At 64.1% G+C, this 18,967-nt stretch carries 16 protein-coding genes; 12 read left to right on the top strand and 4 right to left on the bottom strand.

The features are described 5' to 3' along the window. Positions 1-127 precede the first annotated feature (127 nt). On the top strand, positions 128-2,068 hold the full coding sequence (locus tag AC1MB9_RS13345) for an ABC transporter ATP-binding protein (RefSeq protein ID WP_479962426.1): 1,941 nt from the start codon (positions 128-130) through the stop codon (positions 2,066-2,068). Here AC1MB9_RS13345 and AC1MB9_RS13340 read toward each other — a convergent pair. The 3 genes from AC1MB9_RS13340 to AC1MB9_RS13330 form a co-directional block, all read right to left on the bottom strand. Next, complete coding sequence (locus tag AC1MB9_RS13340) at positions 2,015-3,406, bottom strand: HNH endonuclease signature motif containing protein (protein ID WP_479962425.1); 1,392 nt, start codon at positions 3,404-3,406, stop codon at positions 2,015-2,017. The genes AC1MB9_RS13345 and AC1MB9_RS13340 overlap by 54 nt on opposite strands. A gap of 147 nt (positions 3,407-3,553) precedes the next feature. Beyond that, on the bottom strand, positions 3,554-4,216 hold the full coding sequence (locus AC1MB9_RS13335) for a DUF305 domain-containing protein (RefSeq protein ID WP_479962424.1): 663 nt from the start codon (positions 4,214-4,216) through the stop codon (positions 3,554-3,556). 2 nt (positions 4,217-4,218) lie between these two features. Further along, positions 4,219-4,890 (bottom strand): DUF3105 domain-containing protein, encoded by a 672-nt coding sequence (locus AC1MB9_RS13330; protein ID WP_479962423.1) that lies wholly within the window; start codon positions 4,888-4,890, stop codon positions 4,219-4,221. Between the two features lie 130 nt (positions 4,891-5,020). Between AC1MB9_RS13330 and AC1MB9_RS13325 the strand changes: the two genes are divergently transcribed. Together AC1MB9_RS13325 and AC1MB9_RS13320 are read left to right on the top strand one after the other, a co-directional pair. Beyond that, positions 5,021-6,385 carry a cystathionine beta-synthase gene (locus tag AC1MB9_RS13325; protein WP_479962422.1) on the top strand — a complete coding sequence of 455 codons (1,365 nt, stop codon included), beginning with the start codon at positions 5,021-5,023 and terminating at the stop codon, positions 6,383-6,385. A 28-nt stretch (positions 6,386-6,413) separates the two neighbouring features. Then, positions 6,414-7,568 carry a cystathionine gamma-synthase gene (locus tag AC1MB9_RS13320; RefSeq protein ID WP_479962421.1) on the top strand — a complete coding sequence of 385 codons (1,155 nt, stop codon included), beginning with the start codon at positions 6,414-6,416 and terminating at the stop codon, positions 7,566-7,568. A gap of 41 nt (positions 7,569-7,609) precedes the next feature. On the opposite strand, the gene AC1MB9_RS13315 is transcribed toward AC1MB9_RS13320, so the two are convergent. Next, on the bottom strand, positions 7,610-8,425 hold the full coding sequence (locus AC1MB9_RS13315; protein WP_479962420.1) for a shikimate 5-dehydrogenase: 816 nt from the start codon (positions 8,423-8,425) through the stop codon (positions 7,610-7,612). 114 nt (positions 8,426-8,539) lie between these two features. Here AC1MB9_RS13315 and AC1MB9_RS13310 point away from each other — a divergent pair, with 114 nt between their 5' ends. From AC1MB9_RS13310 to AC1MB9_RS13270, 9 genes are all read left to right on the top strand, one after another. Further along, the gene (locus tag AC1MB9_RS13310) at positions 8,540-9,589 is read left to right on the top strand and encodes a LacI family DNA-binding transcriptional regulator (protein ID WP_479962419.1); all 1,050 of its coding nucleotides are present in this window, start codon (positions 8,540-8,542) and stop codon (positions 9,587-9,589) included. 247 nt (positions 9,590-9,836) lie between these two features. Continuing rightward, complete coding sequence (gene mmsA / locus AC1MB9_RS13305; RefSeq protein ID WP_479962418.1) at positions 9,837-11,387, top strand: multiple monosaccharide ABC transporter ATP-binding protein; 1,551 nt, start codon at positions 9,837-9,839, stop codon at positions 11,385-11,387. Beyond that, a complete protein-coding gene (mmsB, locus tag AC1MB9_RS13300) occupies positions 11,384-12,715 on the top strand; it encodes a multiple monosaccharide ABC transporter permease (protein ID WP_479962417.1) in 1,332 nt (443 codons plus the stop codon). Before mmsA ends, mmsB begins: the two co-directional genes overlap by 4 nt. 54 nt (positions 12,716-12,769) lie before the next feature. Further along, positions 12,770-13,861 (top strand): substrate-binding domain-containing protein, encoded by a 1,092-nt coding sequence (locus tag AC1MB9_RS13295; protein WP_479962416.1) that lies wholly within the window; start codon positions 12,770-12,772, stop codon positions 13,859-13,861. A 395-nt stretch (positions 13,862-14,256) separates the two neighbouring features. After that, positions 14,257-14,490, top strand: a complete 234-nt coding sequence (nrdH, locus tag AC1MB9_RS13290; RefSeq protein WP_035880942.1) for a glutaredoxin-like protein NrdH — start codon at positions 14,257-14,259, stop codon at positions 14,488-14,490. 21 nt (positions 14,491-14,511) lie between these two features. Beyond that, a complete protein-coding gene (gene nrdI, locus AC1MB9_RS13285; protein WP_479962415.1) occupies positions 14,512-14,916 on the top strand; it encodes a class Ib ribonucleoside-diphosphate reductase assembly flavoprotein NrdI in 405 nt (134 codons plus the stop codon). A 29-nt stretch (positions 14,917-14,945) separates the two neighbouring features. Then, complete coding sequence (nrdE, locus tag AC1MB9_RS13280) at positions 14,946-17,051, top strand: class 1b ribonucleoside-diphosphate reductase subunit alpha (RefSeq protein WP_479964649.1); 2,106 nt, start codon at positions 14,946-14,948, stop codon at positions 17,049-17,051. 93 nt (positions 17,052-17,144) lie between these two features. Continuing rightward, positions 17,145-18,119 carry a class 1b ribonucleoside-diphosphate reductase subunit beta gene (gene nrdF, locus AC1MB9_RS13275; protein WP_479962414.1) on the top strand — a complete coding sequence of 325 codons (975 nt, stop codon included), beginning with the start codon at positions 17,145-17,147 and terminating at the stop codon, positions 18,117-18,119. Between the two features lie 414 nt (positions 18,120-18,533). Beyond that, entirely contained in the window at positions 18,534-18,956 is a 423-nt protein-coding gene (locus tag AC1MB9_RS13270) for a nuclear transport factor 2 family protein (RefSeq protein WP_479962413.1), read from the top strand. The last annotated feature ends 11 nt before the right edge of the window (positions 18,957-18,967 follow it).

The raw sequence follows: 18,967 nt of genomic DNA, 5'->3' as shown, positions 1-18,967 counted from the left end.
GTACCTTCGGGTGCCCGCGTCGCCTGCCGTCGTCGTCTGGTGCGCCGCGGCCGGGTCGCCGGAGGCCACTCCGTGGCCGGTCGCAACCCGGTGAGGGAGCCTCGGGTCGTGAGCTTAGAGTGATCGTATGAGTTCAATGCACGGTTCGAGCGGTTCGGGGCCGACCCCACAGGGTCAGCGCTCGCGCATCATGCGCGGAGACGTGGCGGGCCAGCGCGCCCGCAACGCGGAGGCGCCCAAGGTCCCGAACCTGCTGCCGCGCATCCTGTCGCTGTTTCATGCGCATCGGCTCGCGCTCGGCGCCACCGTCGTGCTCGTACTGGTGGCCGCCGCGCTGTCGGTCGTACCGCCGCTGCTCACCCAGCGTGCCTTCGATGAAGGGTTGTTCCCTCTGGGGGGAGAGCCGAACGTGCCCCGGTTGGCGACGCTCGTCGGCCTGATGATGGCCATTTATGTGGTGTCGGCCTTGCTCGGCGTGTGGCAGACCTGGCTCACCGCCAACGTGGGCAACAAGGTGATGGGCGACATGCGGGTGCGGCTGTTCACCCACCTGCAATCGATGGAACTTAACTTCTTCACCAAGACGAAGACCGGCGTGATTCAGTCGCGCCTGCAAAACGACGTGGGCGGCGTGGCCAACGTGCTCACCAACACGGTCTCGAGCGTGCTTGGCAACGTCGTCACGGTGCTCGCGGCGTTCGTCGCGATGGTGCTGCTCAACTGGCAGCTCACGATCGTGGCCGTGATTCTGATGCCCGTGCTCGTGATCGCGCAGCGTCGGGTGGGCCAGGTGCGTGCCCGCATCGCCGCGAAAACGCAGGAGTCGCTGTCCGACATGACAGCGATCACGCAGGAGTCGCTCAGTGTGTCGGGGATCCTGCTGTCGAAAAGCTTCACGCAGCAGCCCACCGAGATCGCGCGCTACACCCGGGAGAACGGCAACCAGATCCGGCTGCAGGTGAGCCAGACCATGAGCGGCCAGTGGTTCTTTGTGATGGTGAACATCTTTCTGTCCAGCATCCCCGCCATCGTGTACCTCGTGGCGGGAGCGCTCATGTCCAACGGCACGACCGAGGTGACCCCCGGCACGATCGTGGCGTTCACCACCGTGCAGGCGCGCCTCCTATTTCCGCTCATGGGCCTGCTCCGCGTTGTTCTCGACCTGCAGACCTCGAGTGCCCTCTTCGCGCGCATCTTCGAGTATCTGGATTTCACGCCGGCGATATCCGACAAGGTCACGGCGCGGTCCCTTCCCACCACGGGGGAGGCGGCCGGCCGGGTCGAATTCGAGGGTGTGACCTTCGCCTACCCCGATGCGACCGACGAGTCCCCGCCCACCCTCAACAACGTGTCATTTCGAATCGAACCCGGCCAATTCGCGGCGTTCGTGGGGCCGTCCGGCGCCGGTAAGACCACCGTCTCGTATCTCATCCCGCGTTTTTACGAGGCGTCGGCCGGCAGCGTACGTTTCTCCGGTATCGACGTGCGTGATCTCACCCAACAGTCCCTGGTCTCCCGGATCGGGATCGTCAGTCAGGAGACCTACCTGTTTCACGCCACCATCGCCGAGAACCTGCGTTACGCGCGTCCCGAAGCGACCGACGCCGAGCTGGAGGCCGCCGCGCGCGCCGCGAACATCCACGACACGATCGCCTCTTTCCCCGAGCAGTACGACACGGTCGTGGGGGAGCGGGGCTACCGCCTCTCCGGCGGCGAAAAGCAGCGCATCGCCATTGCCAGGGTGCTGCTGAAAGACCCGCCGGTACTCATCCTCGACGAGGCCACGAGCGCTCTCGATTCCATCTCGGAGCACGTCGTGCAGCAGGCGCTCGACACCGCGAGCCACGGGCGAACCACGATCGCGATCGCGCACCGGCTTTCCACGGTCGTGAGCGCCGACGTGATCTTCGTCGTGGACGCAGGCCGCATCGTCGAGCACGGCACGCACGAGCAGCTCCTCGCCAACGGGGCTACGTACGCGAAGCTGTACTCGCGTCAGATCACGGCGTCACCGTCACCGCTTTCGAACAGCGGAACCGGCTCCGACCGTGCGTCTGACGACGACTGATCGCGCGCGGTTCGCTCGAGCGCAGAGCAGGATGCCGTCATCCAGATCGGTGCGGCCGCCGCCGTCCACCCAGCCGTGCTGATGATGGGATTCACAACGGCTGGGTGGTCGGTGGCAGTCCGGCCACCTGCATCCGCCGTCCCGAAGGGCGAGGGCCGCGCGTTGCTCAGCTGAAAAGAGGCGCTGTTCCCTGCCTACATCCAGCACGGTGCCGTCCCTGCTGAACAGCACGGGAATGAAACCGGCGTTGCAGATCGACCGGTCGATGGTCGTCGTCGGGACGGCGTCCGGGGTTCCTTCGATGGACCCGTCTGTCAGAACCAGTTCGCCCGAGGCACCCCGCGAGGGTGTCGGGGCTGGAGCATCTGTCGCAGTCACGACGAGCTTCACCGACGGGCGAATCCGGCCGAAGAGCGTGCCGGGATCGGCGGCGGCCGCGACCTTGATCACCTCGATCAGTGCCTCCGCGGCAATCTGGTCCGTTGATCGCGGGTCGTCGATGATGCGCTGCGCGCGTTCCTTCTCGCCCTTCTCCACGAACCTCGGTCCGCCGGTGCGGGGGCCGGTGATCTGCAGCAGGAAGTCCGTGAAGTAGGCTCCGTTCTCCGGGTCCAGTTCGAAGGTGCCGTGCAGCATGCCGTCGGGCTTGTCCCACACCCGCAGGAACTGCCGGGCGCGCATCGCGTCGGCACGCGACGCGACACCCGCCGCATCGATCGAATCCCGGCACTGCCGGGCCGCCTTCGCCGCCTGGTCCGCGTTCACGGTGCGGCACTGGGCGATAAGGGTGACAACCGCGTCGGTGAGCATCTCCTCGGTCACCCCGATCGCCGGTTCACCGAGGCCCCGGCGAATGGCGGTCGCGGACTCGGTGCTCAACGTCCCGTCCGTGACGGCTGCACCGAGCCGGGCGAACCAGGGCGTGTGCACCTCTACCCTCGGCGCGTCCGGGTGAGCGAGGGCCAGTTCATTGGCCTGTTTTTGCCGGGCCCGGGCGGTTTCGGCCTCGGTGGCCATGGTGCCGGCTGCGATCAGGCGGCGGGTGTCGGCCTTCGTGCTGCCGCCGCCTCCGCCGAGCGCCTGCACGTGGTCTTCGGGACTGCCGTAGCCCCTTTTCCGCGCGAGCCCCTCCCGGCCGAGCTGCCAGTCGGAGCGGGCGGCGACGTTCGCCGCCGACAACGCGTAGTACTTTCCGACCTCACGCATGTGTCGGGCGATGGCCCGATGGGTGTTCTCCGATTCGTCGTCGGAGAGCTCCGCGAATGACGCCGCGGATATACCGGACCGGGCCAATACCCCGGTCAGATCAACGAAAACACCGTCAATGGTGGTTGTCATGAGATAAGTGTGACAGGCACCACTGACACTGAGTCGTCCCGAGGGCAGCCCTCGATTCCGTCACAGGAAGCGCCCCGGCATCCGGGCTGCGTCTTCAGGTGCCCATGTCCGGGCACCAACCGCCGGCACGGATCAGGGCGGACACTACTAGGCTCGCGCGGCCAGCATCTCGGTCATGAGGTTGATCTCGCTCTGCTGGCTCGCCATCACGGCCGTCGCAAAGGACCGAACAATGGAGTTGTTGGTGCGGTCAAGCACCGCCTCGGCCATGTCGATCGCGCCCTGGTGGTGCGCAATCATCAGGGTGAGAAAGATCCGGTCGGCCTCCACACCGGATGCCGCGGTCAGCGACGCAAGTTCGGCATCCGTTGCGAGCCCCGGCATGGGGTCGCCGGGCACATGCGTTCCGGACGTATGCTCGTGCGCAGTGTCGGTCATGCCCGGCCGGGTCATCCAGGTCATGGATGCCTCCGGTGCCGACTGGCTCAGCCCCCAGGCGCTCAGCCAACCGAACATCTGACCGGACTGTTGCCCCTGCGTGCGGATGATGTCGTAGGCCAACAGCCGCACGGCATCGTCAATGGAGCGCTCCCTAATGAGGAACCCCAGCTGCACGCCCTGGTCGTGATGCACCTGCATGTCACGGGTGAACCCGGCCTCGGCGCTCGTGGATACCGGCATCGGATCGGCGAGGGTGCTCAGCCGTCCCACCGAGAAGGCGGACACGCCCACGATCACCGCGGTGATCAGCACGGCCACGAGAACGGCCGTGCGGCCACGACGCCGCGCCGGCTGGGCCTCGCCCTCCACGCTTAGGAGACCTTGCCGGGGGCGTCGATCCCGCCGGAGCAGGGCGCGCCGATTTCTGGCGCGGTGCCGCTCTTCCAGTACTCCGAGAAGAACTGACCGAACCGGGGGTCGTCGGCGGAGTCGAGCTGAAGCTGCACGTTCCACCCGCTCAACACGATCGGTGCCGGTGAGTCCTCAAAGGGCGAGAGCACGACGAAGGTCGAGGGCAGCAGGGCCTTCACCGCATCGAGCTCCTCGGAGCTGATCGAGGGGTCGTAGGTCACCCAGATTGCGCCGTGCTCAAGGGCATGAACGGCATTCTCGTTGGGAACCGACTCGTCGTACACGCCGCAATTCAGCCACGCGGGGTTGTGTTCGCCGCCGACCGGCGGCGTTTGATCGTAAGCGACCGTTGTTTCCACGTGGCCGTTGCCGTTCTCATAGGAGAGGACGCCCTCGATCTTCTCGCCGGTGCCGCCACCCGCGTAATCGGGGGCCTTCGGGGTGAGCACAACCATGGTGATCACGAGAGCCACCACGGCCACGCCGCCCACCACGGCAGAGATGATGCCGATGCGGCGGTTGCGCTTGGTGCGTTTCTGCTGCGCGTGAAAGGCCTCAAGCTTCTTGGCGCGCTGTGCGGCGCGCTTGTCCTTCAAGCTGGCTTGGTTCGCGGGCGAGCCGGGCTGGGGCATGCGAGGGACCTTTCATAGCGGTGCAATATTCATCCGAACGTACCAGTGTGACCCGGAGATCTTCTGTATACGCCCTCAGGGGGGCAGATAGAGTGGACGGGTGCGCGCGAAATCCGATGAAGGACACTCCATGAAGATCGCAGATACCATCCTTGACCTCATCGGCGACACCCCGCTGGTCAAGCTCCACAAGGTCACCGGTGACATCACGGCGACAGTGCTCGTGAAACTGGAGTACCTCAACCCCGGCGGATCGGCGAAGGACCGCATCGCGGTGCGCATCATCGACGCCGCCGAGCGCGACGGCCTGCTGAAGCCCGGTGGAACGATCGTGGAACCCACCAGCGGAAACACCGGCGTCGGCCTCGCCCTCGTCGCGCAGCAGCGTGGCTACAAGTGCGTTTTCGTGCTGCCGGACAAGGTGGGCGAAGACAAACGCAATGTGCTGACGGCATACGGGGCGGAGATCGTTGTGACGCCGACATCCGTCGCCCCCGATGACCCCGAATCGTACTACAGCGTGTCTGACCGCCTGGCGCGGGAGATCCCCGGCGCGTTCAAGCCCAACCAGTACTTCAACCCGAACGGCCCGCTGAGCCACTACGAGACCACCGGACCCGAAATTTGGCGCGATACCGACGGCACCGTGACGCACTTCGTCGCCGGTGTCGGCACCGGCGGAACCATCACCGGTACCGGCCGATACCTGCGCGAAGTGTCGAACGACGCCGTTCGGATCGTGGGTGCCGACCCGGAGGGCTCTGTCTACTCCGGCGGAACCGGGCGCCCCTACCTCGTCGAGGGCGTGGGGGAGGACTTCTGGCCCGGCGCCTACGACCCGGACGTCGTGCACGAGGTGATCGCCGTCAGCGACGCCGACTCTTTCGCCATGACCCGCCGCCTCGCCCTCGAGGAGGGCATCCTGGTCGGCGGCTCGAGCGGCATGGCCGTCGTGGCCGCGCTGCGACTGGCGGAAACGCTCACCGAACGCGACACCGTCGTGGTGTTGTTGCCCGACGGCGGGCGCGGCTACCTCGGCAAGATCTTCAACGACGGATGGATGCGCAGCTACGGCTTCACGAACGCGCCGACCGGCCACACCGTCGCCAACGTACTCGAGGCGAAGACCGGCACGCTTCCACCGTTCGTGTACGTGCACCCGAGCGACACCGTTCATGACGCGATCGCCACGATGACGAGCCAGGGCGTGTCCCAGCTGCTCGTGCTCTCGGCCAAGCCTCCTGTGGTGATGGGGGAAGTGCTCGGCGCCCTCGACGAGCGCGATCTGATGGAACTGGTCTTCTCGGGCGAGGCCCAGCTCACGGATCGCGTCGGCAGCATCGTCGGTGAGTCGCTCCCGCTTATCGGCGTCAACGAACCCGTGTCCGCGGCTCGCAGCGCCTTCGCCCACCACGACGCGATGCTCGTGACCGACGGCGGCAAGCCGCTCGGCGTACTCACCCGTCACGACCTGCTCACCTACCTGAGCGTCTAAACCATACTTTCCCGTTAGGAGCCGCACCATGGCCAAGAAGCAGAAGTTCGACACCGTCGCCATCCACGCCGGTCAGGCATTCGACCCGACCACCGGAGCCGTCATCCCGCCGATCTACCAGACGTCCACCTACGTGCAGGAAAGCATCGGCAACCTCCGCGGCGGCTACGAGTACAGCCGGGGCGGCAACCCCACCCGCAATTCGCTGGAGACCCTGCTCGCCGCCCTCGAAGGGGGCAAGCACGGGCTGTCGTTCGCGAGTGGACTCGCCGCGGAGGACACCCTGCTGCGGGCGCTCCTCAAGCCGGGCGATCACATCGTGCTCGGCAATGACGTGTACGGCGGCACCCACCGGCTGATCGAACGCGTGCACGGCTCCTCCGGCGTGCGCAACACCACGGTCGACCTGTCCGACCTGCGCGCCGTCGAGAAGGCGATCATCGCCGATGAGACCAAGGTTCTCTGGATCGAGACGCCGAGCAACCCGCTCATGAAGATCAGCGACATCGCCGAGCTCGCCGACATCGGCCACCGCGCCGGCGTCGTCGTGGTGGTCGACAACACCTTCGCCTCACCCGCGCTGCAAAACCCCTTGTCGCTCGGTGCCGACGTCGTGGTGCACTCCACGACCAAGTACCTCGGCGGTCACTCCGACGTGCTCGGAGGAGCACTCATCATCAATGATGACGAACTGGCCGAGAAGGTCACCTTCCTGCAGTTCGCCGTGGGCCCGGTGTCGGCCCCGCTCGACGCCTGGCTCACCGTGCGCGGAATCAAGACCCTGGCCGTGCGGATGGATCGCCACTGCAGCAACGCGCAGGCCATCGCGGAGTTCCTCGACGCACACGCCGCCGTTGACACCGTCTACTACCCCGGCCTCCCCAGCCACCCGGGGCACGAGCTCGCCAAACAGCAGATGAGCGGCTTCGGCGGCATGATCTCCCTCTCCTTCAAGGGCGGATCGAAGGCCGCGCGGAAGTTCTGCGAGTCGACGCGCCTCTTCCAGCTTGCCGAATCCCTCGGCGGCGTCGAATCGCTCGTGAACTACCCGGCGGAGATGACCCACGCCTCGGTGCGCGGCACCGACCTCGAGGTCGCCGACAACATCGTGCGTCTCTCGGTGGGCATCGAAGACGTCGCCGACCTCATCGCTGACCTGGAGACCGCCCTCCCGCGCAAGTAGCCGGGTCCGCCTGACCGGCGTCCGAGAGCCTCTATTGCCGGTCAGGCGCGGGAGAACTCCGACGCCCGACGCACCTGCTCGGCGGTGGGGCGCACTCCCGTGTACAGCACGAATTGCTCCTCGGCCTGAACGGCCGCGACCTCGGCGCCGGTGATGACCGGTTTGCCTGCGGCCCTGGCCGCCTGGATCAACGGTGTCTCCGAGGGGTACGCGACGACGTCCAACACCCACGTCGCGGCGTCGACCGTGGCGTCCGGGAATGCCACGTCGTCGGCCTCCGGGCCGCCGCTCATGCCGACGGGCGTCACGTTCACGATCAGGCCGGCCTGCAGGTCGCCTACCTCCGGCGCCCACCCGAAACCGTACAGGTCGGCCAGGGCCCGGCCGGTGGTCTCATTGCGAGCCACGATGGTTCCGTCGGTGAACCCGGCGTCGCGCAGCGCCGCGGCGACGGCCTTGGCCATCCCGCCGCTGCCGCGCACCAGCACCGACAGGCCGGCGGGCACGCCATGCTGCGCGAGCAGGTGCTGCACCGCCGTGTAGTCGGTGTTGTACGCCGTGAGGTGCCCGTTGTCGTTCACTATTGTGTTGACGGAGCTGATCGCCGACGCCGAGGCATCCATCTCGTCGACCAGAGCGATCACCTCTTCCTTGAACGGCATCGACACCGCGCAGCCGCGGATGCCCAGACCGCGCACGCCCGCAATGGCCTGCCCCAGATCGGTGGGGGCAAAGGCCTTGTAGACGAAGTTCAGTCCGAGTTCGTCGTACAGATAATTGTGGAACCTCGTGCCGAGGTTGCTCGGCCGAGCGGCGAGCGAGATGCAAAGCGTCATGTCTCTATTCAAAATGGGCATACGCCATTCTGGTCGCAAACCCGGCCGCATGTGACAGTCACATCCTGACCGGATGCTGTGCATAATGGTTGAGCGATCATACTTGTGACCGTGCACATACGATCAGGACCCGCCGTGCCGACTGAATCGCCCCGGGAACGCGCACCGAGTATTCGGGATGTCGCGAAGCTCGCCGACGTCTCTCACCAGACCGTCTCACGCGTGCTCAACGATCACCCCAGCATCCGTGACGCCACCAAGGAACGCGTGCTCGCCGCCATGGCCGAGCTCAGCTATCGACCCAATCGAGCGGCACGCGCGCTCGGGGCCGGGCGTTCACGTACCATCGGCGTGCTCGCGGCCGCGAACGCCGGGTTCGGTCCCTCGAGCAGCCTCGCCGCCATTGAGGACGCGGCCCGAGCCGCCGAGTACTACGTGATCACGGCCAACCTCAACGCGCTCGACCCTGCGTCGATCCGTGACGCGATCGACCACCTGATGAGCCAGTCCATCGAGGGCCTGGTCGTGGTGGCGCCGCAGGTTCGCGTGTTCGACGCCCTCGCGCGCATGTCGATCCACGTGCCGTACGTGAGCCTGCAGTCGATCACCATCACCGGCCCGAGGGCGCTGTCGGTCGATCAGATCGAGGGCGCCCGACTGGCGACCCGACATCTCATCGATTTGGGCCACCGCGAAATCCTGCACCTGGCCGGCCCGCAGGACTGGATCGAGGCAGAGGCGCGGATGCGCGGCTTCCTGGACGAGATCGACCGGGCCGACCTGCCCACCCACCCACCGATCCTCGGCGACTGGACCGCGGAATTCGGGTACTTCGCCGGCCGGGAGCTCTGCCGCAACCGGGACTTCACCGCCGTGTTCGCCGCGAACGACCACATGGCGGCGGGACTGCTGCATGCCTTTCGCGACGAGGGGGTGAATGTGCCGGCGGACGTGAGCGTGGTCGGGTTCGACGACATCCCGTTGGCCGCGCACTTCTGGCCACCGCTCACCACGGTGCACGAGAACTTCACGGAGATCGGGCGTCGCGCCGTCGCGCTCCTCCTGGAGGAGGTGCAGGGCGCGGACGAAGCGGCCCCTCCGTTGCAGACTCTGCCCCGTCTGGTGGTGCGAGAGTCCACCGGGCCTGCTCCCGGGCGAAGTGCCCCGTTACCTAAGCGTTACTAAAGGCCACTTGACACGAACGGCATTCGAGCTGCACTATTATCAACGATGTGAACGGTCACACGAATTTGTTCACACCACACACCTATCCGTATTGGCATGACATTGAGGTCAGGCACGTGTTCAAAAAATGGCTCTCCGGCGGTACTATTCCCGCTGTAACGACCGGCAAAACCACGCGAGCGCCAATCGCCGTGCGCGTGCGCCTGGCCCGTGACGACACATGAATACCGGCGCAAGGAGTACAACGATGTCGACCCGCCCCACCATCCTGGAGATGCGCTCCATCACCAAGGAGTTCCCCGGCGTCAAGGCCCTCTCCAACGTGTCCCTCACGGTCAAGGCCGCGGAGATCCACGCCATCTGCGGCGAGAACGGCGCCGGGAAATCAACCCTCATGAAGGTCCTGTCCGGCGTGTACCCCGCCGGAACCTTCACCGGCGACATCATCTTCCAGGGCAAAAAGGTGCAGTTCAAAGACATCCGCTCCAGTGAAGCGGCCGGCATCGCCATCATCCACCAGGAACTCGCGCTCATCCCCGAGCTCTCGATCACCGAGAACATCTTCCTCGGTAATGAAATGGTGCGACACGGTGCCATCGACTGGGCCGCGTCCAAGAAGCGGGCCCTTGACCTCCTGGCCCGGGTGGGACTGCGCGACGACCCGGACACGCTCATCAAACACATTGGTGTCGGCAAGCAGCAACTGGTGGAGATCGCCAAGGCCCTGAACAAAGACGTGAAGCTGCTCATTCTCGACGAGCCGACCGCGGCCCTGAACGAGGCCGACTCCCAGCATCTGCTCGACCTGATTCGCGGTCTCAAAGGCAAGGGAATCAGTTCAATCATGATCTCCCACAAGCTCAACGAGATAGAACTCGTCGCCGACACGATCACCATCATCCGCGATGGAAAGACCATCGAGACTCTCGACATCCTGCACGACGGCGTCAACGAAGACCGGATCATTCGTGGCATGGTCGGGCGCAGCCTGGAAAGCAGATTCCCCGACCACACCCCGCACATCGGTGAGGTGTTGTTTGAGGTGCGGGACTGGACCGTTCAGCACCCGCAGGACCCCGAGCGCTTGGTCGTCAAGGGCTCGAACCTCACGGTTCGCCGCGGCGAGATCGTCGGCATCGCCGGTCTCATGGGCGCAGGTCGCACGGAGCTGGCCATGAGCATCTTCGGACGCTCCTACGGCACCTTCTTGTCCGGACGGATGTTCATGGACGGCAAGGAAATCGAGATTCGCAACGTCTCGGAGGCCATCGACCACGGCCTGGCCTACGTCAGTGAGGACCGGAAAGCGCTCGGCCTCAACCTGCTGGACGACATCAAACGCAGCGTCGTGTCCGCCAAGTTGTCCAAAATCTCCCGCGGGCCGGTCGTCGACGACTCACGAGAGTTCGCGATCGCGGAGCAGTATCGCAAGAGCCTGCGTATCAAGACGCCCAGTGTCGACGCCGGGGTCGCCAAACTCTCCGGTGGAAACCAGCAGAAGGTCGTCCTGGCCAAATGGATGTTCACGGACCCGGAGGTGCTCATCCTCGACGAGCCCACGCGCGGTATCGACGTGGGTGCCAAGTATGAGATCTACGGCATCATCCAGGAGCTCGCGGCGCAGGGCAAGGGAGTCATCCTGATCTCCTCTGAGCTGCCAGAGCTGCTCGGGCTTGCCGACCGCATTTACACAATTTTCGAGGGCGCCATCACCGACTGCATCGACGGCAGCGCGGCGGATCCCGAATCCCTGATGAAGAGCATGACCTCCGCGAAGAAGAAGGTGCAGAGCAGATGAGTACAGACTCGACGACCAAATCGGGCGGCCTTGGCGACCTGAAGAAAATGTTTGGCGGGGGTGCATCCAACCTGCGCCAGTTCGGAATCCTGTTCAGCCTGATCGGCATCATCGTCTTCTTCCAAATCGTCACCGGCGGGCTCACCCTTTCGCCCGGAAACATGATCAACCTGGTGAGCCAGTACTCCTACATCCTGATCCTCGCCATCGGCATGGTGCTCGTGATCATCGCGGGCCACATCGACCTTTCCGTCGGTTCGGTCGCGGCGTTCGCCGGTATCGTCGTGGCGACGTCGATGCAGAGCTGGCATTTTCCGTGGCCGCTCGCCATTCTCTTTGGCCTCTTCGTCGGCGCCCTTATCGGTGCCTGGCAGGGGTTTTGGGTGGCCTACATCGGTGTGCCGGCCTTCATCGTCACTCTCGCCGGAATGCTCATCTTCCGTGGAGGCAACCAGCTGATCGGAAACGCGAACACCGTTCCGGTGCCCAAGGGCTTCACGTTCATCGGTGCCGGTTACCTGCCGGAGGTGGGTCCCGACACCGGCTACAACAACCTGACGCTGCTGCTCGGCCTGATCCTGGCCGCGGCCGTGATCTGGGTCGAGTTCAAGGGCCGCCGGACGCAGAAGGCGATGGGTTCGGAGGTCGCACCCCTCTGGGTGAGCATCCTCAAGATCGTGCTCCTCGACGGCGTGCTCATTTTCGCCACCCTGCAGTTCGCCAGCGGCAGGGTCGGCACGAGCTTCCCGGTGTCGGGGATCATTCTCGGACTCCTCGTGCTGCTCTACGCGTTCATCTCCCGCAACACGATCATGGGCCGGCACATTTACGCCGTCGGCGGCAACAAACTCGCGGCCGAACTCTCCGGCGTGAAGTCGCGGCGGATCAACTTCCTGGTGATGATGAACATGTCGATCCTCGCGTCGCTCGCCGGCATGATCTTTGTCGCTCGCTCCCAGGCCTCCGGCCCGCAGGACGGGCTCAGCTGGGAACTCGACGCGATCGCGGCGGTCTTCATCGGTGGCGCCGCGGTATCCGGCGGTATCGGCACCGTGATCGGATCGATCATCGGTGGTCTCGTGATGGCCGTGCTGAACAACGGTCTCCAACTGCAGGGTGTGGGCTCAGACCTCGTACAGATCATCAAGGGCCTCGTTCTGCTGGTGGCCGTCGGTGTCGACGTGTGGAACAAGAGCCAGGGGCGGCCCTCGCTGATGGGCTTCCTCACCCGCAATCGCAACGTCACCGAGCCCGAACCCGAACGGCCGACCGTCACGCCGGATGCCGGCACGCCGGACAGCGCCAGGCCGGCAGACCTTCCCCGATAACGTTTCTCCCCCGCTTCATTCCGCATCGCCCTCAATGAATAGAAAGTGATTGACATGCGAAAGAGAATCATCCTCACCACGGCCGTCGCCGCAGTGGCACTCATGGCACTGTCCGGCTGCTCCGGCGGCCGCGCGGACACCTCCGGGGCCGCCGACACGTCGGGTTTCCCGGCCGACGCCACCATCGGAGTGGCGCTTCCGTCGAAGACGTCTGAGAATTGGGTCCTTGCGGGCGGCCTGTTCGAGGACGGTCTGAAGGAGGCCGGCTTCAAGGGGGACGTGCAGTATGCCGGCGCCTCCACCACGGTGAAGGACCAGCAGGACCAGATTTCCGCCATGGTGACCAACGGTGCCAAGGTCATCATTATCGGCGCTCAAGACGGCGGCCAGCTCGGCACCCAGGTGCAGGCCGCGCACGACGCCGGCGCCCTCGTCATCGCCTACGACCGCCTCATCCTGAACACCGACGCCGTGGACTACTACGTTGCCTTCGACAATTACAAGGTCGGCGAATTGCAGGGGCAGGCGCTGCTGGATGGCCTCGCGGCCAAGAAGCCCGAGGGCCCGTACAACATCGAGTTGTTCTCCGGGAATTCCGCCGATGCCAACGCTCCCGTGTTCTTCAAAGGCGCGATGAGTGTGTTGCAGCCGAAGATCGACGATGGAACCCTCGTCGTCGCCTCCGGTCAGACCGACATCAAGCAGACCGCGACCGCAGACTGGAAGGCCGAGAATGCCCAGAGCCGCATGGACTCGCTGCTCACGAGCACCTACGGCGACAAGGAACTGGACGGTGTGCTTTCGCCCAACGACACGCTCGCCAGGGCGATCATCACCTCGGTGAAGGCGGCCGGCAAGCCGATTCCGGTGGTCACGGGTCAGGACTCCGAAGTTGAGTCGGTCAAGTCGATCATGGCGGGGGAGCAGTACTCCACCATCAAGAAGGACACCCGCCTCCTCGTCGCCCAGGCGATCGACATGGTCAAGACATTGCAGACCGGCGGAACGCCGGAGACCAACGACGATTCCTACGACAACGGCAACAAGATCGTGCCGGCGTACCTCATCCCCCCGGTGATCGTGACGAAGGAGACCGCGGCAGAGGCTTACGCCGACGACTCGAAGTTGGCGCCGCTGACCAAGTAGTATCCGTTCTGGAGCAATACAGGCGAGGGGCCGGCCCGATGGGGTCGGCCCCTCGCTGCGTGCGGCGGTGGGGTGCGCGACACGCCGCTCGGGTCTATGCGGGGCAGAATCGTTCCCCGGGCGCCGGCCTGTGGATAACTCGCGGTCGGCCCGCGGAATCAGGCGCTCATTTCGGGGGCCGCCTGTGGGTAACTCGGTGGAATGTCGGTGGATAACTACATAATTGTAATTACCTCATCTAGTGGCCATTCCGATTTCTCATCACTAGATGTAGTATTGAGAGAGTAGTCAGGCACTAGTGCCGGACGAAAAACTTCCTCAGTATCGCACCTGGGTGCACCACTGAAAAGCAGTTCTGACACGCAGTTCTGCCACAACGAGAAAGGCCATCCGCAATGGCAATTACGGTCTACACGAAGCCCTCATGCGTCCAATGCACCGCGACGTATCGCGCTTTGGACAACAAGGGCATCGAGTACGAAGTTCTCGACCTCTCGGTCGACGAGAACGCACTCGAAGCGGTGAAGGCCCTGGGGTACCTGCAGGCACCCGTTGTCATCACCGACGAGGAGCACTGGTCAGGCTTTCGCCCCGACAAGATCAACGCGCTCGCCGCTCGCCTCGCGTAGCACGCTCCGGGCAGGTGCTCAATGACTGAAATCGTCTATTTCTCGAGCGTTTCAGGTAATACGCACCGCTTCGTCGAGAAGCTCGGGCGCCCGGCCAGTCGTATCCCCCTCTACGCGAGAGACACACCCCTCACGGTCACTGAGCCGTACGTCCTCTGTCTTCCCACCTACGGTGGTGGAGGCGAGGGCGGGGCGGTTCCCAAGCAGGTCATTCGTTTTCTGAATGACCCGCAGAATCGCTCCTTGATCCGCGGCGTCATCGGCGCGGGCAACACGAATTTTGGCGAGACGTTCTGCCTCGCGGGGGACATCATCGCCGCCAAATGCGCGGTTCCCCACCTGTATCGCATCGAAGTATTTGGAACACCGGATGATGTGCGCATCGTTCACGACGGATTGGAAGAATTTTGGAAACTACGGCCGTGAAAGTCACGCCCATCGACGCACCGTCGGGCATGGACTACCACTCGCTCAACGCGATGCTCAACCTGTATGGACCGAACGGGGAGATCCAGTTCGACAAAGACCAGGAAGCCGCGCGTGAGTTCTTCCTGCAGCACGTCAACCAGAACACGGTGTTCTTCCACTCGCTGCGCGAGCGCCTCGACTATCTGGTGGAGAAGGAATACTACGAGCAGGCCGTGCTCGACCAGTACTCCTTCGAGTTCATCGAGAGCCTGAACAAGCTCGCCTACTCGAAGAAGTTCCGCTTCCAGAGCTTCCTCGGCGCGTTCAAGTACTACACCTCGTACACGCTCAAGACGTTCGACGGAAAGCGCTACCTCGAACGCTTCGAAGACCGCGTCGTGATGACCGCCCTGGGTCTCGCATCCGGTGATGAGACGCTCGCCGTCGAACTCGTCGAAGAGATCATCGCCGGTCGCTTCCAGCCCGCGACCCCGACCTTCCTGAACTCGGGCAAGGCCCAGCGCGGCGAGCTCGTCTCCTGCTTCCTGCTGCGCATCGAAGACAACATGGAATCGATCAGCCGCGGCATCAACTCATCCCTGCAGCTGTCCAAGCGCGGCGGCGGTGTGGCTCTGCTCCTCAGCAACATCCGCGAGGCCGGGGCGCCGATCAAGCAGATCGAGAACCAGTCCAGCGGCATCATCCCCGTGATGAAGCTGCTCGAAGACTCCTTCAGCTACGCCAACCAGCTCGGTGCCCGTCAGGGTGCCGGCGCCGTGTACCTGCACGCGCACCACCCCGACATCATGCGTTTTCTCGACACCAAGCGTGAGAACGCCGACGAGAAAATTCGCATCAAGACCCTTTCGCTCGGTGTCGTCATTCCCGACATCACGTTCGAGCTCGCCAAGAACGACGAGTGGATGTACCTGTTCTCGCCGTACGACGTGGAGAAGGTCTACGGCGTGCCGTTCGGGGACATCTCGGTCACCGAGAACTACCACGACATGGTCGACAACCCCCGCATCAAGAAGTCGAAGATGAAGGCGCGCGAGTTCTTCCAGACCCTCGCGGAGATTCAGTTCGAATCGGGCTACCCGTACATCATGTTCGAAGACACGGTGAACAAGGCGAACCCGATCAAGGGCCGCATCAACATGTCGAACCTGTGCTCCGAGATCCTGCAGGTGAACACTCCGACCACCTACAACGAGGACCTCTCGTACAACGAAATCGGCAAGGACATCTCCTGCAACCTCGGGTCGATGAACATCGCCCTGGCGATGGACTCCGGAGACCTCGGGCGCACCGTGAGCGCGGCGATCCGTGGCCTGAATGCCGTGTCGGAGCAGAGCCACATCTCCTCCGTTCGCTCGATCGAAGACGGCAACGACCGTTCGCACGCCATCGGACTCGGCCAGATGAACCTGCACGGCTACCTCGCCCGGGAACGCGTCTACTACGGCAGCGACGTGAGCATCGACTTCACCAACATCTACTTTTACACGGTGCTGTTCCACGCCCTGCGCGCCTCCAACGCGCTCGCCATCGAGCGCGGCCGCACCTTTGAGGGCTTCGAAGACTCCGCCTACGCCTCGGGCGCGTTCTTCGACAAGTACACCGAGCAGGTGTGGGAGCCCGTCACGGCTCGCGGCGCGGAGCTCTTCGCCCAGGCCGGGGTGTCGATTCCGACGCAGGCCGACTGGGCCGAGCTGAAGGCATCCGTCATGACGCACGGTATCTACAACCAGAACCTGCAGGCCGTGCCGCCGACAGGGTCGATCTCGTACATCAACAACTCGACCGCGTCGATTCACCCGATCGCGGCGAAGATCGAGATTCGCAAGGAGGGCAAGCTGGGTCGTGTGTACTACCCGGCGCCGTTCATGACGAACGACAACCTGGACTTCTACCAGGATGCCTACGAGATCGGTGCCGAGAAGGTCATCGACGTATACGCCGCGGCGACCCAGCACGTTGACCAGGGCCTTTCGCTGACGTTGTTCTTCAAGGACACCGCGACGACCCGCGACATCAACCGCGCCCAGATCTACGCCTGGAAAAAGGGCATCAAGACCATCTACTACATTCGCCTGCGCCAGATGGCACTCGAAGGCACCGAGGTGGAGGGTTGCGTCTCCTGCGCGCTTTAATGTAATTCGCTGTACACAGCGGTGGTCGTGTCTCGACAGGCTCGACAACCGGCCGAGACACGACCACCGACGCACCACCAAAGGAACCAACTCATGATTGACAAGCTCAAGCTGGTGTCGCACGTCGATGCGATCAACTGGAACAAGATCGAAGACGAAAAAGACGTCGAGGTCTGGAACCGACTGACCAACAACTTCTGGCTGCCGGAGAAGATCCCGCTCAGCAACGACATCCAGTCGTGGAACCAGCTCACGCCGGTCGAGCAGCAGCTCACCATGCGCGTGTTCACCGGGCTGACCCTGCTCGACACGATCCAGGGCACCGTCGGAGCCGTCTCGCTCATCCCCGACGCGATCACCCCGCACGAAGAGGCCGTCTATACGAACATCGCGTTCATGGAGTCGGTGCACGCCAAGAGCTACTCCTCGATCTTCTCGACGCTCGCGTCAACGAAGGAGATCGACGAGGCGTTCCGCTGGTCGACCGAGAACGAGAACCTGCAGCGCAAGGCCTCAATCGTCATGGACTACTACCAGGGCGACGATCCGCTGAAGCGCAAGGTCGCCTCGGTGCTGCTTGAGTCGTTCCTGTTCTACTCGGGCTTCTACCTGCCCATGTACTTCTCCAGCCGGGCCCGCCTCACCAACACGGCCGACCTCATCCGGTTGATCATTCGTGACGAAGCGGTGCACGGCTACTACATCGGGTACAAATTTCAGAAGGGGCTCGAGAAGGAGACCCAGGCGCGTCGCGACGAGATCAAGGACTACACGTTCAACCTCGTGTTCGAACTCTACGAGAACGAGGTGCAGTACACGCAGGACCTCTACGACGAGCTCGGCCTGACCGAGGACGTCAAGATGTTCCTGCACTACAACGCCAACAAGGCGCTGATGAACCTCGGCTACGAGGCGATCTTCCCGAAGGATGTCTGCGACGTGAACCCGGCGATCCTCTCCGCGCTCTCACCGAACGGCGACGAGAACCACGACTTCTTCTCCGGGTCGGGCTCCTCGTACGTGATCGGGAAGGCCGTCAACACCGAAGACGACGACTGGGACTTCTAGCAAGCGGGACCGGTATGGTGGGGCAACTCGGGTTCAACCACGGGAGACCCATCCCGGAACGAAATTGATTGGAGCGTGCACCATGGCCCAAAATCCCAAGCAGAGCAACAAGGTTGCACGAGCATCGAGCTCAGGCATGAGGAACGCGCGGTTCAGCGCTGCGGCCGAAACCACCGCCACGAGCGCCCGCGCTCAAAGAAGAAAGAAGCCCGCCAAGTAGATTCGGGTCCTGATACGAAGCCCAGACTCCGACCCTCAGGGTCCGGGTCTGGGCTTCTCGTCATTCCCCGCATAGCCGGTCGTCGATTCGTCCTGAGTGGTCTTCCGAGCCGACAGTCTTCGGCGTAGGCTCTGGGCCATCAGGGCGGGGGCGCGGACGATTCGCCTGCGCTCTCGCAGGATGGAGGAGGACCGATGAGCGTCAACATCGCCACGCTCGTGGCCGCAGCCAACGACCATGATCTTGACCGGATGATGGCACTTTTCCATCCCGACTACCGGAGTGTTCACCCGGCGCACCCGGCTCGCGCCTTCGTCGGGAGCGCCCAGGTACGGGCCAACTGGACGGCGATGTTCGCGGGGATCCCCGACTTCCGTATCGAGCTCGTCCGCGCGGTACAGGACGGCGAGACGACCTGGTGCGAATGGACATGGTCCGGCACGCGAACCGACGGACTGCCTTTCGAGACCTGCGGGGTCGTGATTTTCGAGTCACAGGACCACGTGATCGTCGTGGGAACGTTCTACATGGACGACGTCGAGGCCGACGGAGCAGGCATCGATCAAACCGTTCAGGGGATGTCCGGGCGCTTCCCCGGAGACGGCGCCGGATCGTGACGAACATACGT

The organism is Cryobacterium sp. AP27, assembly GCF_056680495.1.
Note: the sequence above shows the minus strand (reverse complement) of the source record. Positions and strands in the feature narration are given on the sequence as shown.

What these genes read in the sequence shown, in the direction of transcription:
- AC1MB9_RS13270 (WP_479962413.1), top strand. Translation starts at nt 18,534, where the DNA reads ATGAGCGTCAACATCGCCACGCTCGTGGCCGCAGCCAACGACCATGAT.
- nrdI (WP_479962415.1), top strand. Translation starts at nt 14,512, where the DNA reads ATGACTGAAATCGTCTATTTCTCGAGCGTTTCAGGTAATACGCACCGC.
- AC1MB9_RS13295 (WP_479962416.1), top strand. Translation starts at nt 12,770, where the DNA reads ATGCGAAAGAGAATCATCCTCACCACGGCCGTCGCCGCAGTGGCACTC.
- nrdF (WP_479962414.1), top strand. Translation starts at nt 17,145, where the DNA reads ATGATTGACAAGCTCAAGCTGGTGTCGCACGTCGATGCGATCAACTGG.
- AC1MB9_RS13340 (WP_479962425.1), bottom strand. Translation starts at nt 3,406, where the DNA reads ATGACAACCACCATTGACGGTGTTTTCGTTGATCTGACCGGGGTATTG.
- nrdE (WP_479964649.1), top strand. Translation starts at nt 14,946, where the DNA reads ATGGACTACCACTCGCTCAACGCGATGCTCAACCTGTATGGACCGAAC.
- AC1MB9_RS13325 (WP_479962422.1), top strand. Translation starts at nt 5,021, where the DNA reads ATGAAGATCGCAGATACCATCCTTGACCTCATCGGCGACACCCCGCTG.
- mmsB (WP_479962417.1), top strand. Translation starts at nt 11,384, where the DNA reads ATGAGTACAGACTCGACGACCAAATCGGGCGGCCTTGGCGACCTGAAG.
- AC1MB9_RS13320 (WP_479962421.1), top strand. Translation starts at nt 6,414, where the DNA reads ATGGCCAAGAAGCAGAAGTTCGACACCGTCGCCATCCACGCCGGTCAG.
- AC1MB9_RS13330 (WP_479962423.1), bottom strand. Translation starts at nt 4,890, where the DNA reads ATGCCCCAGCCCGGCTCGCCCGCGAACCAAGCCAGCTTGAAGGACAAG.
- AC1MB9_RS13315 (WP_479962420.1), bottom strand. Translation starts at nt 8,425, where the DNA reads ATGCCCATTTTGAATAGAGACATGACGCTTTGCATCTCGCTCGCCGCT.
- mmsA (WP_479962418.1), top strand. Translation starts at nt 9,837, where the DNA reads ATGTCGACCCGCCCCACCATCCTGGAGATGCGCTCCATCACCAAGGAG.
- nrdH (WP_035880942.1), top strand. Translation starts at nt 14,257, where the DNA reads ATGGCAATTACGGTCTACACGAAGCCCTCATGCGTCCAATGCACCGCG.
- AC1MB9_RS13345 (WP_479962426.1), top strand. Translation starts at nt 128, where the DNA reads ATGAGTTCAATGCACGGTTCGAGCGGTTCGGGGCCGACCCCACAGGGT.